The sequence below is a fragment of the Burkholderia sp. BCC1988 genome, assembly GCF_905339895.1.
GTDB lineage: Bacteria > Pseudomonadota > Gammaproteobacteria > Burkholderiales > Burkholderiaceae > Burkholderia.
Genome location: NZ_CAJPHA010000021.1, coordinates 86,375 through 100,421, shown reverse-complemented (window position 1 = coordinate 100,421; position 14,047 = coordinate 86,375). Strand labels below are relative to the sequence as shown.

11 protein-coding genes are annotated in these 14,047 nt (G+C 66.8%); 4 read left to right on the top strand and 7 right to left on the bottom strand.

From position 1 onward, the window contains the following. Position 1: 1 nt before the first annotated feature. From U4012_RS27090 to U4012_RS27070, 5 genes are all read right to left on the bottom strand, one after another. The gene (locus tag U4012_RS27090; RefSeq protein ID WP_124921341.1) at positions 2-1,927 is read right to left on the bottom strand and encodes a (Fe-S)-binding protein; all 1,926 of its coding nucleotides are present in this window, start codon (positions 1,925-1,927) and stop codon (positions 2-4) included. A 3-nt stretch (positions 1,928-1,930) separates the two neighbouring features. Then, positions 1,931-3,994, bottom strand: a complete 2,064-nt coding sequence (locus tag U4012_RS27085; RefSeq protein WP_044844361.1) for an NADH:flavin oxidoreductase — start codon at positions 3,992-3,994, stop codon at positions 1,931-1,933. A 73-nt stretch (positions 3,995-4,067) separates the two neighbouring features. Beyond that, positions 4,068-4,601, bottom strand: a complete 534-nt coding sequence (locus tag U4012_RS27080) for a DUF5943 domain-containing protein (protein ID WP_006488993.1) — start codon at positions 4,599-4,601, stop codon at positions 4,068-4,070. A 139-nt stretch (positions 4,602-4,740) separates the two neighbouring features. After that, a complete protein-coding gene (locus U4012_RS27075) occupies positions 4,741-5,712 on the bottom strand; it encodes a dipeptidase (RefSeq protein ID WP_044844362.1) in 972 nt (323 codons plus the stop codon). A 43-nt stretch (positions 5,713-5,755) separates the two neighbouring features. Beyond that, positions 5,756-7,030 carry a serine hydroxymethyltransferase gene (locus U4012_RS27070; RefSeq protein WP_044844363.1) on the bottom strand — a complete coding sequence of 425 codons (1,275 nt, stop codon included), beginning with the start codon at positions 7,028-7,030 and terminating at the stop codon, positions 5,756-5,758. 9 nt (positions 7,031-7,039) lie between these two features. Between U4012_RS27070 and U4012_RS27065 the strand changes: the two genes are divergently transcribed. Continuing rightward, positions 7,040-7,264 carry a hypothetical protein gene (locus U4012_RS27065; protein ID WP_321802250.1) on the top strand — a complete coding sequence of 75 codons (225 nt, stop codon included), beginning with the start codon at positions 7,040-7,042 and terminating at the stop codon, positions 7,262-7,264. Between the two features lie 224 nt (positions 7,265-7,488). Next, complete coding sequence (locus U4012_RS27060; protein WP_124521481.1) at positions 7,489-8,514, top strand: GlxA family transcriptional regulator; 1,026 nt, start codon at positions 7,489-7,491, stop codon at positions 8,512-8,514. A 55-nt stretch (positions 8,515-8,569) separates the two neighbouring features. On the opposite strand, the gene U4012_RS27055 is transcribed toward U4012_RS27060, so the two are convergent. Beyond that, entirely contained in the window at positions 8,570-9,982 is a 1,413-nt protein-coding gene (locus U4012_RS27055; RefSeq protein ID WP_044844365.1) for a discoidin domain-containing protein, read from the bottom strand. Between the two features lie 283 nt (positions 9,983-10,265). Between U4012_RS27055 and U4012_RS27050 the strand changes: the two genes are divergently transcribed. Together U4012_RS27050 and U4012_RS27045 are read left to right on the top strand one after the other, a co-directional pair. Beyond that, on the top strand, positions 10,266-11,687 hold the full coding sequence (locus U4012_RS27050; RefSeq protein ID WP_321802249.1) for a PLP-dependent aminotransferase family protein: 1,422 nt from the start codon (positions 10,266-10,268) through the stop codon (positions 11,685-11,687). 8 nt (positions 11,688-11,695) lie between these two features. Continuing rightward, complete coding sequence (locus tag U4012_RS27045; protein ID WP_044844367.1) at positions 11,696-12,514, top strand: hypothetical protein; 819 nt, start codon at positions 11,696-11,698, stop codon at positions 12,512-12,514. Between the two features lie 278 nt (positions 12,515-12,792). Here the strand turns inward: U4012_RS27045 and fdhA are convergent, their stop codons facing one another. Then, positions 12,793-13,989: a formaldehyde dehydrogenase, glutathione-independent gene (gene fdhA / locus U4012_RS27040; protein ID WP_044844368.1), complete on the bottom strand. Its 1,197-nt coding sequence runs from the start codon at positions 13,987-13,989 to the stop codon at positions 12,793-12,795. Positions 13,990-14,047: the final 58 nt, after the last annotated feature.

Here is a 14,047-nt window from a genome sequence, read left to right as displayed (position 1 = left end):
TTCACTCCAGCGAGGCGGCAACGAGTTCGGCTACGTCGAGCACGTCGGGGCGCGGGCCCACGACGCCTTCGAGCATCGCCGTGCAGTTCGGGCAACCGACCGCGACCACGTCCGCGCCGATCGCGCGCGCGTCGGCGATGCGGATGTCGGGAATACGCTGCTTGCCCGGGATGTCGGTCAGCGGCGCACCGCCGCCACCGCCGCAGCAGCGCCCGCGCATGCCGTTGCGCTCCATCTCGACGACCTGGATGCCGATCGTCTTCAGCAGCTTGCGCGGCGATTCCGTCTCGCCGTTGTAGCGGCCGAGGTAGCACGGGTCGTGATACGTGGTGCGCTTCTCGCGCAGCGACTCGACCGCCTTCGGCGCGATCTTGCCGCTGTCGGCCAGCTCCGCGAGGTAGGTCGTGTGATGCTTGACCGTCACGCGCAGCCCGAGCGCGCGGTATTCGTTGCGCAGGCTGTGCATCACGTGCGGGTCGGCCGTCACGATCTGCTTGTACGACAGCGAGCCGAGCGTGCCGATCAGGCGCTTCGCCATCTGCTGGAACGTCGCTTCGTCGCCGAGGCGGCGTGCGACGTCGCCGGTGTCGGTCTCGGTCCCGCCGAGCACCGCGTAGTCGACGCCCGCCTTGTTCAGCACCTTGACGAACGCGCGCAGCGTGCGCTGGTAACGCATGTCGAATGCGCCTTCACCCGCGACGAAGAGCACGTCGACCGGCTTGCCCGGTTGCGCGACCGGCGCGTTCAGGTCGACCGACCAGTCGTAGCGCGCAGCCGTGTCGTAGCCGCCCATCGTGCCGGTCTCGCGCAGGTTCGCGAGCACTTCCTGGCCCTTGCCCGGCACCGTGCCGTGCACCAGCGTGCGGTTGCGGCGCATGTCGACGATCGCGTCGACGTGCTCGATCAGCATCGGGCACTCCTGCACGCATGCGCGGCAGGTGGTGCACGACCACAGCGTCTGCTCCTCGATCAGGCCCGACACGATCGGGCCGTTCGGCTCGCCGCGATGCTGGCCGACCGCGAGGCCCGGCGTCGGGCTGCCGGCGTATGCGGCATCGGTGCCGCCCGCCATCCCGACGACGAGATCCTGGATCAGTTTCTTCGGGTTCAGCGGCTGGCCCGATGCGAACGCGGGGCACGCGGCTTCGCACTTGCCGCACTGCACGCACGCATCGAAGCTCAGCAGCTGGTTCCAGCGAAATTCGACCGGCTTCGCGACGCCATACTCCTCGTGCTCGATGTCCGGCAGCTTCAGCGCGGTCGGCGGCGTGGCCGTGCCGTTGCCCGTGAACGATTCACGGGTGGCCGCGAAACGCTCCTGGCGCGGGTGGAACGCGAGGTGCAGCAGGCCGGCGATCGCGTGCTTCATCGGGCCGCCCTTCGCGGCGCCGACGGTCATCGTGAAGGCGCCGGCGCCGATCAGCAGCGCGCAGAGCACCGCGAACGCACCCGACATCGCGCCGGTCGGCACGACCATGAACAGCACGAGGCCGAGCGCGAACGAGCCGAGCAGCCAGGGCAGCGCGTTCCACGGGCCGCGCGACAGGCGCGCCGGCACGTCCTTCGCCGCGCGGCGGCGCCAGACGAACACCACGCCGACGAGCATCGCGAGCGCCGCGAGGAAGATCAGCTTGTCGAGCCACGGCGAGTAGATCGCGAGGCCGTAGTTGACGAACACCAGCGCGAGCGCGGCGATCGCGCCGCCGGCGGTCGCGACGTGGGTCTTCGCGATGTACGGATCGCGGGCGACCACATGGTGCAGGTCGACGAAGTAGCGCTTCGGGATCGCGAACAGGTTCGCGATCCCGAACGAGCCGGGCGCCGTCGCGCGCCCGAGACGCCAGTAGGACGAGCGCTTCGCGACCGCGAACGCGAGCCCCGCCACCGACAGCCACAGCAGTGCGGTAATGAGGAAAGCCGGATTCATTTTTTAGAAATCCTTGACGAGACGCAGCGAGTCGTAGATCGCACCGTGGACGTTGTGCATCGAGATGCAGTCGCCGACACGGAACAGCAGGAAGCGGCCGTTGCCCAGTTCTTCCGACAGGCACGGCTGCGGCTCGGCCGCGAACAGCGTGTGCGGATCGATCTGGCCGCGGTTCACCGACTCCGGCTTGAGCTTCCAGTACAGCTCGTCGTTCGGCGACGAACCGTTCTCGATCACGACCTGGTCGACCGCGCGCTCTTCCAGCTCCTCGGTGTATTCGTTGCGCAGCACGGCGATGATCTTGCCGTCTTCCTCATACACGCGATCGAGCATCGTGTTCGGCGTCGGGATCACGCCGAGCGCGTACAGGCGGCGATAGAAGATCGGGAACGTCGTGCCGCCGCAATCGTCGGCCACCTTCACGTCGGGCGTCACGACCTCGACCTTCGAGCCGCGGCTCGCCATGAAGTCGGCCACGCCGGCGCCCGCATGCGTGCTCACGCCGTCGAACAGCAGCACGTTCTGCTTCGGCTCGACCTTGCCGGTCAGGATGTCCCACGAGCTGACCGCGAGACCTTCGGCCACGCCCCACGCCGGCACCTGCCACGTGAAGCTCGAACCGCCGGTCGCGAGCACGACGATGTCCGGCTTCTCGGCCATGATCATCTTCTCGTCGGCGGCGACGCCGAGGCGCCGGTCGACGCCGAGACGCTTGGTTTCCATGTCGAACCAGCGGATGATCCCCGACATCTGTTCGCGCTGCGGCGCCTTCGCGGCGATCATCACCTGGCCGCCGACTTCGGCGTTCTTCTCGAACAGCACGACGTCGTGGCCGCGCAGCTTCGCGACGCGTGCGGCCTCGAGCCCCGCGGGGCCCGCGCCGACCACCACCACCTTGCGCTTCGGGCCGCGCGACTTCTCGATGATGTGCGGCATCGTCGCTTCGCGCGACGTCGCGGCGTTCTGGATGCACAGCACGTCAAGGCCGTTGTACTGGCGGTCGATGCAGTAGTTCGCGCCGACGCACTGCTTGATTTCGTCTTCGCGGCCGTCGCGGATCTTGATCACCATGTGCGGATCGGCGATCTGCGCGCGCGTCATGCCGACCAGGTCGATCATGCCGTTCGCGAGCAGGCGCTCGGCCTGGCCCGCATCGCGGATGCTCTGTGCATGCATCACGGGAATCTTCACCACCGACTTGATGCCGGCCGCGAGGTGCACGAACGGCTCCGGCGGCAGCGCCATCGGCGGCATGCAGTTCGCGATCGTGTTGTGCGTGTCGCCGCCCGAGCCGACCACGCTCAGGTAGTCGATCAGGCCCGTCTCCGACATCGCCTGCGCGATTTCCTTCAGCGCTTCGTGATCGAGACCGTCCTCGTGGAATTCGTCGCCGCACATGCGCAGGCCGACGCAGAAGTCCTTGCCGACCGCTTCGCGCACGGCCGTCAGCACTTCGATGCCGAAGCGCAGACGGTTCTCGAGGCTGCCGCCCCATTCGTCGGTGCGGTGGTTCGAACGCTTGCTCCAGAACTGGTCGATCAGGTGCTGGTGCGCGGCGGAGATTTCGATGCCGTCCATGCCGGCTGCCTTCACGCGCTTCGCGGCGGCCGCGAAGTCGCCGATGATGCGGCGGATTTCCTCGATCTCGATGATCTTCGCGTTACCGCGGTGCACCGGCTCGCGCACGCCCGACGGCGACATCAGGTGCGGCCAGTGCTCGCCGTGGAACGACGAGCGGCGGCCCATGTGCGTCGCCTGGATCATGATCTTCGCGCCGTGCTTGTGCATCGTGTCGGCGAGACGCGTGAGCGGGTCGATGATCTTGTCGTTCGACAGGTTCACCGACTTCCACCAGCCCTGCGGGCTGTCGATCGACACGGGGCTCGAGCCGCCGCAGATCGCGAGGCCGACGCCACCCTTCGCCTTCTCTTCGTAATAGCGGATGTAGCGGTCGCCCGGCAGGCCGCCCGGCTCGGCATACACCTCCGCGTGCGCGGTGCTGACGATCCGGTTGCGCAGCGTCAGCTGGTTCAGCTGCATGGGTTTGAACAGGTGGGGATAACGCATCGCAGGCGACCTCTGGCGTTCGAATGTCTCGTGTTGCGGGTGTTGTTTGTTGCTGTGTCGTCGGGTCGGCGCGTCAGTGCGCGATCGGCGACACTTCGAAGACGCAGTGATCGTGGTGCTCGGCCGCACACTGCACTTCCTTCGACTGCGCGCGCGGCGCGCCCTTGCCTTCCGGCGTCGTGTCGTTGACCCAGTCCATCGCGCCGGCGAACCAGCCCGCGAACATGTAGCAGAGCTTGCCTTCCTTGCCCGGCTGCTGGAGCACGAACGACGAGTGGCGCAGCTCGATCTTCGCGCGTGCGCTGGCCGGATCGGCCTCGATGATCGAGAACAGGCCCCAGCCGCGTTGCGACAGGCGCTTCAGGTAGTGCTCGAACACCGCCATGCCGGTGAGGCCGTGCAGCTTCGCTTCCTTGTCGCACCAGTGGTACGCGGACTTGTAGCCGGCCTTGTAGAGGATCTCGGCATACGCCTCGACGCCGAGCGCTTCCTCGACGGCAACGTGGTTGTTCGTGAAGAAGTGACGCGGCACGTACAGCATCGGCAGCGCGTCGGTGGTCCAGACGCCGGTATCGGGATCGACGTTGATCGGCAGTTGCGGTTGCATCGTGGTGACTCCGTGAGGAAAATTGGCCGCGCGGCTCAGGCGCAGGCACGACATCGTCCGCGTGCCCGCGCGACAGGCGCCGGCACGTCCCGATTGTTCTAGTGTTGAATCGCGGGTGGCGGTTCGGCTCGGCGGACGCTTACGCGCCCCACACGTCCTTGAACACGCGCACCCAGTTCTCGCCCATGATCTTGCGGATGCGCGACTCCTTCCAGCCGTGGCGTTCCATCGCCGCGGTCAGGTTCGGGAATTCGCCGATCGTGCGGATGCCGTCCGGGTTGATCACCTTGCCGAAGTTCGTCAGCTGGCGATAGCGGCCCTTGTCATGCGTCAGCATGTCGAAGAATTCCTTCGCGAAATCCTGCGTGAAGTCCGTGCCGATGCCGACCGCGTCTTCGCCGATCAGGTTCACGACGTAGTCGATCGCCTCGATGTAGTCGTCGATGTTCGCCTCGATGCCGCGCTTCAGGAACGGCGCGAACATCGTCACGCCGACGAAGCCGCCGGCGTCGGCGATTTCCTTCAGCTGCGCGTCGCTCTTGTTGCGCGGATGTTCCTTCAGGCCCGACGGCAGGCAGTGCGAGTAGCACACCGGCTTCTTCGAGAACGCGATCGCTTCCGACGACGTGTTGCCGCCCACATGCGACAGGTCGACCATGATGCCGACGCGGTTCATCTCGGTGATCACTTCGCGGCCGAAGTCCGACAGGCCGCCGTCGCGCTCGTAGCAGCCGGTGCCGACCAGGTTCTGCGTGTTGTAGCAAAGCTGCACGACGCGCACGCCCATGTCGGCGAACGCCTCGATGTAGCCGAGGTTGTCCTCGAACGCGTGCGCGTTCTGGAAGCCGAGGATGATCCCCGTCTTGCCTTCCTTCTTCGCGCGGAAGATGTCGTCGGTCGTGCGCACCAGCGTCAGCAGTTCGCCGTTCTCGCGGATCTTCTGCTTCATCACGCCGATGTTGTCGACGGTCTTGGTGAAGTTCTCCCACACCGATACCGTGCAGTTCGCGGCCGTGATGCCGCCCTTGCGCATGTCCTCGAACACCGGCTTCTCGAACTTCGAGATGTTCAGTCCGTCGATGATGATGCTGTCCTGATGCAGCGTGCTCATATCTGCCTCTCGCTCCAGTCTCTGCTGTATGTGGGGTCGTCGATCAGTAAATCGGGAAGCGCTCGCAAAGCGCGAAAATCTCGCGGCGCACGCGCTGTTCGGTCGCGTGGTCGCCTTCCGGGTTCGCGCGCAGCGCGTCGAACACCTCGAGAATCAGGCGGCCGACTTCGCGGAACTCCGCGACGCCGAAGCCGCGCGTCGTGCCGGCCGGCGTGCCGAGGCGGATGCCCGACGTGACGGTCGGCTTCTCGGTGTCGAACGGAATGCCGTTCTTGTTGCAGGTGATGCCCGCGCGTTCGAGCGCCTGCTCGACCGGCGCGCCCTTCAGGCCCTTCGGGCGCAGGTCGACCAGCAGCAGGTGGTTGTCGGTGCCGCCGGTGACGAGGTCGACGCCGCCCGCCTTCAGCACTTCGCCGAGGGCCTGCGCGTTCGCGAGCACGTTGTCGATGTAGGTCTTGAAGTCCGCATGCAGCACTTCGCCGAACGCGACGGCCTTGCCGGCGATCACGTGCATCAGCGGGCCGCCCTGCAGGCCGGGGAACACGGCCGAGTTGATCTTCTTCGCGATCTCTTCGTCGTTGGTCAGCACGAAGCCGCCGCGCGGGCCGCGCAGCGTCTTGTGCGTGGTCGACGTGACGACGTGCGCGTGCTCGACCGGATTCGCATGGCGGCCGGCGGCGATCACGCCCGCGATGTGCGCCATGTCGACCATCAGCTTCGCGCCGACGCTGTCGGCGATCGCACGGAAGCGGGCGAAGTCCAGCGCGCGCGGGTACGCCGAGAAGCCGGCGATGATCAGGCTAGGCTTGTGCTCGTGCGCGAGTGCCTCGACCTGGTCGTAGTCGATCCGCATCGTGTCGCGGTTCACGCCGTACTGCACGGCGTTGAACCACTTGCCCGACAGCGCCGGCTTCGCGCCGTGCGTCAGGTGGCCGCCGGCGTCCAGCGACATGCCGAGCACCGTGTCGCCCGGCTTCGCGAGCGCGAGCATCACCGAACCGTTCGCCTGCGCGCCCGAGTGCGGCTGCACGTTCGCATAGCCGGCGTTGAAGATCTGCTTCACGCGCTCGATCGCCAGCGCCTCCACCTCGTCCGCGAACTCGCAGCCGCCGTAGTAACGCTTGCCCGGATAGCCTTCCGCATACTTGTTGGTCAGCACCGAACCCTGGGCCTCCAGCACCGCGCGCGACACGATGTTTTCCGACGCGATCAGCTCGACCTGCGACTGCTGGCGCTCGAGTTCCTTCAGGATGGCGCTGCGCACCGGCGCGTCGCGCTCGGCGAGGGGCTGCGAGAAGAAAGGCTGGGTGTTCGACATAGTGCGTCCGTGACGAAGAATAAAGGGCGTGAAACCGAAGCTCGAGGCCCGCCATACCTGGGTTTCCAGCGCATCCAGTGCAAGGCTGCCGACGGCTCTATTCTTGTCGTTCGGATTTTCGACGGATTGATGAATTTAGACGCGTTCTTTACCTTTTCCGCCATGCGCGTCCGTTTTGTACAAGTGACCGGTCGTGCTTTTTGGGATGACGAGGCAAGCCGGCGTGTGCAGTGAATTCGCGATTCACCGATGGACAGGCACTTCGCCGGTGCCTGTGCTGTGCTTCCCGGGTGCAGCGCAGCCCGCTTACGGTGCAGTGCAGCATCCGCCTCGCGCCCATACAACGTATGGAGCTAGGGTTTAGCCGTATGGCACGGTTGTTGCGCTCGCTCCCACAATACGGCAGCCCGATCCGTGCCTCGGGCTAAAAGCTATTAGAGATTCAAGGAACGCTCCCCATGTCGCCCGACCGCACAGCGTCGCTGTCCCACTTCGCGTTCATGCCTTTACCGAACTTCACGATGATCGCGTTCACCAATGCGATCGAGGTGCTTCGGATGGCGAACTACCTGAGCGGCCAGCCGCTCTACCGCTGGTCGATCATCAGCCCGGACGGCGGCCCGGTCACGGCGAGCAATGGCCTCACGGTCGACACGGGCCCGGCCGAGTGCGTCGGGCAGCCGGATATCGTATTCGTGTGCGGCGGCGTCGACGTGCAGCGCGCGACCACGCCCGCCCATCTGTCGACGCTGCGCCGCTTCGCGCGTTCGGGCATTCCGCTCGGCAGCCTGTGCACGGGCACCTATGCGCTCGCGAAGTCGGGGCTGCTCGCGGGCTACGCGTGCGCGATCCACTGGGAAAACATGTCGGCGCTGAAGGAAGAGTTTCCGGACACGCGCTTCCTGAAGGAACTGTTCGTGGTCGACCGCGATCGCATCACGTGCACGGGCGGCGTCGCGCCGCTCGACATGATGCTGAACCTGATCGCCGCACGGATAGGCACGCCGCGCGTCACGCAGATCGCCGAGCAGTTCATCGTCGAACACGTGCGCGACACGAGCGCGCAACAGCGGATGCCGCTCGTCGCGCGGCTCGGCTCGGCGAACAAGTCGCTGTTCGAAGTGATTTCGCTGATGGAGAACAACATCGAGGAACCGCTGTCGCGCGAGGAGCTCGCGCGGCTCGCGAACATGTCGCAGCGTCAGCTGCAGCGCCTGTTCCGCGAACACCTCGGGATGACGCCCACGCACTATTACCTGACGCTGCGGCTGCGCCGCGCACGCGAGCTGCTGCTGCAGACCGACATGTCGATCATGCACATCACGATGGCGTGCGGCTTCCAGTCGGCGTGCCACTTCAGCAAGAGCTATCGCGATGCGTTCGGCGTCGCGCCGACGCGCGAACGCCGCAAGCAGGTCGCGCCGCTCGCGCAGGGCGCGGCGACATCCGCGCCGGCGTTTCCGGCGCATGTGATTCATGCGTGACGCACGAGTCGCGCGATAAAAAAAAGCGGCCTCGAAGGCCGCTTTTTGCTGGTGCTTACGATCCCCACACCTGCATTTCGTCGAGCGAATACCCCCACTGCGTTGCCCGCTTCGTACCGAGCATCCGCACGTAGCGCCCCTGCGCATTCAGGTTCGGCAACGTGACGTGACCGTACGACACGCCGTTGTTCGTCGAGTAGACCGTCGTCCAGTTCGCGTTGTCGTTCGACGTCTGGATCTGGTACACGAGCGCGCCCGCGTCCCAGTAGAGATCGACGCTGCTGATCTTCTTCACCGCGCCGAGATCGACGGAGATCCATTGCGGATCGACGCCCGCCCCTTCCGGCGAATCCCAGCGCGTGCTGGTCGTGTTGCCGTCGAACGCCTTGTCCGCCGTCAGCGATGTGTTGTAGCTCGCCGACGCGGCAGCCGGCCGACCTTGCGACAGCAGCGTCGGCTGCGCGGCGGCCGGGCCGCCGTAGTAGCTCGAGCCGAGCTTCGCCTTGGTCGTGTCCGCATTCACGCCGAACTGCGACAGGCTCCAGCGCTGGCCGGTCGTCACGTCGCCGACGTAGAGCTGGTAGCCGCCCGCCGTCGTCGACGAGAAGAACACGTAGTTCGTGCCGGTCACCGGCGCCGGATCCGAGTTGTTGCTCACGCAGTCGTTGATCGGCAGCGCGTTCGGCGTCGATGCCGGGTCCGCGGTCTTCGTGTAGATCTGGTCCGCGCCGCCGCTATCCTTCCAGCGTGCATAGAACACCATGCCGTCGCCGCGCACGATCGGATAGTAGGTCTGCAGACCGGCCGGATGATCGAACGTGGCGGTCGCGCCGGTCGCGATCGTGCGCTTCATCAGCCCCATGTTCGAGCCGGTGCCCGTCGCGTAGTAGACGGCGCTCGCGTCCGGCGCGAGGAACGGCATCGAGTATTCGGCGCCGGCCGGTGCGTTCGTCAGGCTCACGACCGACGTGAACACCGGGCCCGCGCTCGTGTACGACAGCGTGCCCTGCTTCACGTCGCCGTTCTGCTTGAACACGAGCGTCTTGCCGTCGGCGCTGAATTTCGGATCTTCGTTGCGCGTCGCGCCGGTGCTGTTCGTCAGGTTGACGGGCGGCGTGCCGGCGCCGAGCTGCAGCATGAACACGTTCCATGCGCCGTTGCTGATGCCCATGAACGCGAGCCACTTGCCGTCGGGGCTGAACACGCCGTTCATCGGATCGGTGATGCCCCAGCTGCTCTTGCTCAGCTGCGTGAGCGTATGGGCCGAAAAATCGTACAGGAACAGCTGGCTCGTGCCGTCGCCGTAGTTGACATAGCTGTGATAGACGAGCTTGCCGGTCAGCGCCGCGGGAAACGACGCGTTGGATTGAGTCGGAGGATTGCTGATGCAGGCCGCTTCGGCGGCACCACTGGACAGGTTGAGAGCGATGCCGGCCACGAGGCCCGCAGCGAGGAACTTCGATTTCACGCTGATTGCTTCCGGGAAAGGTAGGGACGGAGCGGCCCGGGTCCCGCACACGGTGCACGGGGTTCACGGGTCCGCCATCGGAGGGCGCGAACTCGGTATCGATCACGCATCGGGAATGAAACTTGCGCAGGATGCCTGCTCGCTCGTCTGAAGAAAAGGCTCAAAGTGAGTCGAAAACAACCGGATCAGCGACAGGCGCATCAGCGTTTGAGGGCGGGATTGAACGCGGCGGAGGCCGTGCTACTCTTTTTTCACGACGGCCGCGATCGGCCGGAGGGCAGGCATGAAGCGTTATGCGGCGCTGGCTCAGACGATTGGCGACGCGATCCGGCGTGGCGACCTCGGGCCCGGCGCGCGTATCCCGACCGTGCGCGCAGCGTGCCGCGCTTACCGTGTAAGTCCATCCACCGTGTTTCGCGCGTACTACAAGCTCGAAAGCGAGGGCCTGATCACCGCGCGTGCGCGCTCCGGATATTTCGTTGCGAACCTGGATGACAAGCGCGTGCGCGCGGGTCACGACACCCCGCGCAAACCGGCTGCGCCGCAGGCCGGCGACAACGATGTGCTGTTCCGCTTGCTCGACTCGCTCAAATTCGACGACATCGTGCCGCTGGGTTCCGCATTCGCGAGCTATTCGCTGTTTCCGATGAGCAGCCTGTGGCGGTATGCGGCGGCGGCGGCCCGCAACATGGACCGCGCGAAACTGCTGGCCGGACTGCCGCCCGGCCATGAAGCGCTGCGCCGCCAGATCGCACTGCGCTACCTGAACGCGGGCGCGTCATTGCCGATGGAAGAGATCGTCATCACGACCGGCGCGGCCGAAGCGCTGACGCTGAGCCTGCAGGCGCTCACGCGCCCCGGCGACATCGTCGCGATCGAACGTCCGGCCTACCACGCGGTACTGCAGGCCGTGCGGCGGCTGCATCTGAAGGCCATCGAAATTCCGGTGGATCCGCGCACCGGCCTCGATCTCGATGCGCTCGCCGACGCGCTCGACACGCATCCGGTGCGCGCCTGCTGGTTCATGACCTCGTTCCACAACCCGACCGGTGCGACGCTGCCCGACGAGCGCAAGCGCGCGCTGATCGACCTGCTCGCGTCGCACCGCGTGCCGCTCATCGAGGACGACGTGTTCGGCGAACTGCACTTCGGCCCGACGCCCACGCGGCCCGCGAAGCTGTACGACGAAAGCGGGCTGGTGCTGCATTGCGGTTCGTTCTCGAAGTGCCTCGCCCCCGGTTTCCGGGTCGGCTGGGTCGCGGCCGGACGCTACGTGAAGCAGATCAGGCAGGTGAAGAACGCGAGCGCGCCGGCGGCCGACGTGCCCGCGCAGATGGCCGTATCCCGCTACCTGCTCAACGGCGCGTACGACCGCTTCCTGCGCAGGCTCCGCCGCAACCTGGCGGCGCACCAGGCACAGATGCTGGCGGCCGTCCGCGCGTACTTCCCGCCCGACACGGCGGTGCATGCCCCGCGCGGCGGGTATTTCCTGTGGATCGAATTGCCGCCGCACGTGGATGCGATGCGGTTGTTCGGCGACGCGATGAAAAACGGCGTCAGCCTCGCGCCCGGGCCGATTTTTTCCATGACGGGCGCCTTTCACCGCTACGTCCGGCTGAACTACGGCCGGCCGTGGACCCCTGCCGTCGAGGACGCGATGCAGACCCTCGGGACGCTCGCGGGGCGGCAACGACAGACGAGGTAGCAACGACCATGCAAGTCCTGCCCATCCGGAAAGTCCGCACGCGCGACACATTGCGCGGCGCACTGAACCTGCGCGCCGAGCCGCGCGATGCCGTCAGCCAGCGCTGCCGGCAATGCGGCTTCATGGCATTCCGCGCCACCGAGCAATGCCCCGTCTGCGGACTCGGGGACTGGCCGTTCGCGCCGCTGCGCGAATCGAGCGAATCGAGCGACCAGAGCAACCGGAGCGACGAAGCGCAGGCCGCTCCTCCGCACGACGCGCTCCCCGTCCCGACATGGTCGTCGCGCATCGGCGCCGCGGTGCGCAGCGCGGCGATCCGGCGGCCGAGCGCGTCGAGCGCGCCGCTGCTGAGCATCCTGACCCTCGTGCTGCTGGTCGGCGGCTATGTGACGTTCGACCGGACGTGCAAGGCCGACCCGGTCTGCCGCGGCCAGGGCGCGCCGGCGCCAGCGGCAAACGACGCCAGTCTGCATGCGGCCGACGCGCAGACGTTGCCGGTCGTGCCCGCGCCCGTCTATGCATTTCATCCGGCCGACCACCCGGCGCTCGACACCGACCGGCTTGCCGCCGCCGACCGGCTGGACGCAACCGATCGAGCAGGCTATGCCGGCACGAGCCGACACATGACCGGACGCACGGCAACCACGGTCGCGCGGCACGCACCGGCGGTGCGCGCGCGCAGCGGTACTCGCGTCGTCAACTGGAAAGGCGGCGCTACCGCGACGCGACACGCGCACGCGATCCGCCGCGTGAGCCTGCATACGCGCCACGGTCGGCGCGCGACGGCAAGCGCGACCCAAGTGGCCATGGTCTATCGCGCGCACTGAGCGCCGGGCGCGCCGGAATTCGGCGCGATCGCGGCCGCGATGCTGTCGTACGGGATCGCCGCATACGACTCGACGCGCAAGCCGGCGAGCGGCCGGCCGTTCGTGTCGGCGTTCGGCAGCCGGTTGGCCGCGGCGATCGGTCTCGTGCCGCACACCGTATCGCAGCAATCGCGGGCCGCAGCGATCAGGGTTCGCCTGCGCCGGCAGCGCCCGCCCACAGCAAAAACGGGCGGCACCGATTCCGGTGCCGCCCGTTTCATGTTCCGCCCGTTCGTGCGTCAGGCCGCCAACAAGCCGTGCGGATCGATCACGAATTTGCGCGGCGCGCCGCCGTCGAACTTCTTGTAGCCTTCAGGCGCCTGATCGAGCGAGATCACCTCGACGTTGACGATCTTCGCGATCGGCAGACGGTCGAACAGGATGGCCTGCATCAGGTTGCGGTTGTACTTCAGCACCGGCGTCTGGCCCGTGAAGAACGAATGCGACTTCGCCCAGCCGAGGCCGAAGCGGATGCTCAGGCTGCCGTGCTGCGCGGCCTTGTCCTTCGCGCCCGGATCGTCCGTCACGTACAGGCCCGGAATGCCGATCGCGCCGGCAGGACGCGTGATTTCCATCAGCGAGTTCAGCACCGTCGCGGGCGCTTCCTCCGAATGGCCCGACGAACCGTGGCCGTGCGCCTCGAAGCCGACGCAGTCGACCGCGCAGTCGATCTCCGGCACGCCGAGGATCTGCTCGATCTGCTCGCCGAGCGACGCGTCCTTCGACAGGTCGACCGTCTCGAAGCCCATCGCCCGCGCGTGCGCGAGGCGTTCCGCGTTCATGTCGCCGACGATCGTGACCGCCGCGCCGAGCAGGCGCGCCGATGCGGCCGCCGCCATCCCGACCGGGCCCGCGCCCGCGATGTAGACCGTCGAGCCCGGCTTCACCCCCGCGCTCACCGCACCGTGATAACCGGTCGGCAGAATGTCGGACAGGCAGGTCAGGTCGCGGATCTTCGCCATTGCCTGGTCACGGTCCGGGAATTTCAGCAGGTTGAAGTCGGCGTACGGCACGAGCACGTACTCGGCCTGGCCGCCGATCCAGCCGCCCATGTCGACGTAGCCGTATGCGCCGCCGGCTCGCGACGGATTCACGTTCAGGCACACGCCCGTATGCGTGTCCTTGCACATCGCGCAGCGCCCGCACGCGACGTTGAAGGGCACCGACACGAGATCGCCGATCTTCAGCGTCTCGACGTCGCGGCCCACCTCGACCACTTCGCCCGTGATCTCGTGACCGAGCACGAGGCCGATCGGCGCGGTCGTGCGGCCGCGCACCATGTGCTGGTCGGAACCGCAGATGTTCGTGCTGACCACTTTCAGGATCACGCCGTGGCCGATCGCGCGGCCGGTCGGATCGACCATCTTCGGATAATCGATCTTCTGAACTTCGACCTTGCCCGGCCCAAGATAGACGACACCTCGATTGCTGCTCATCGTATTGTCTCCATGTCTCGTTGGATGGCGCTGCTGTGCGCCGGCAGATGCGGTGCTA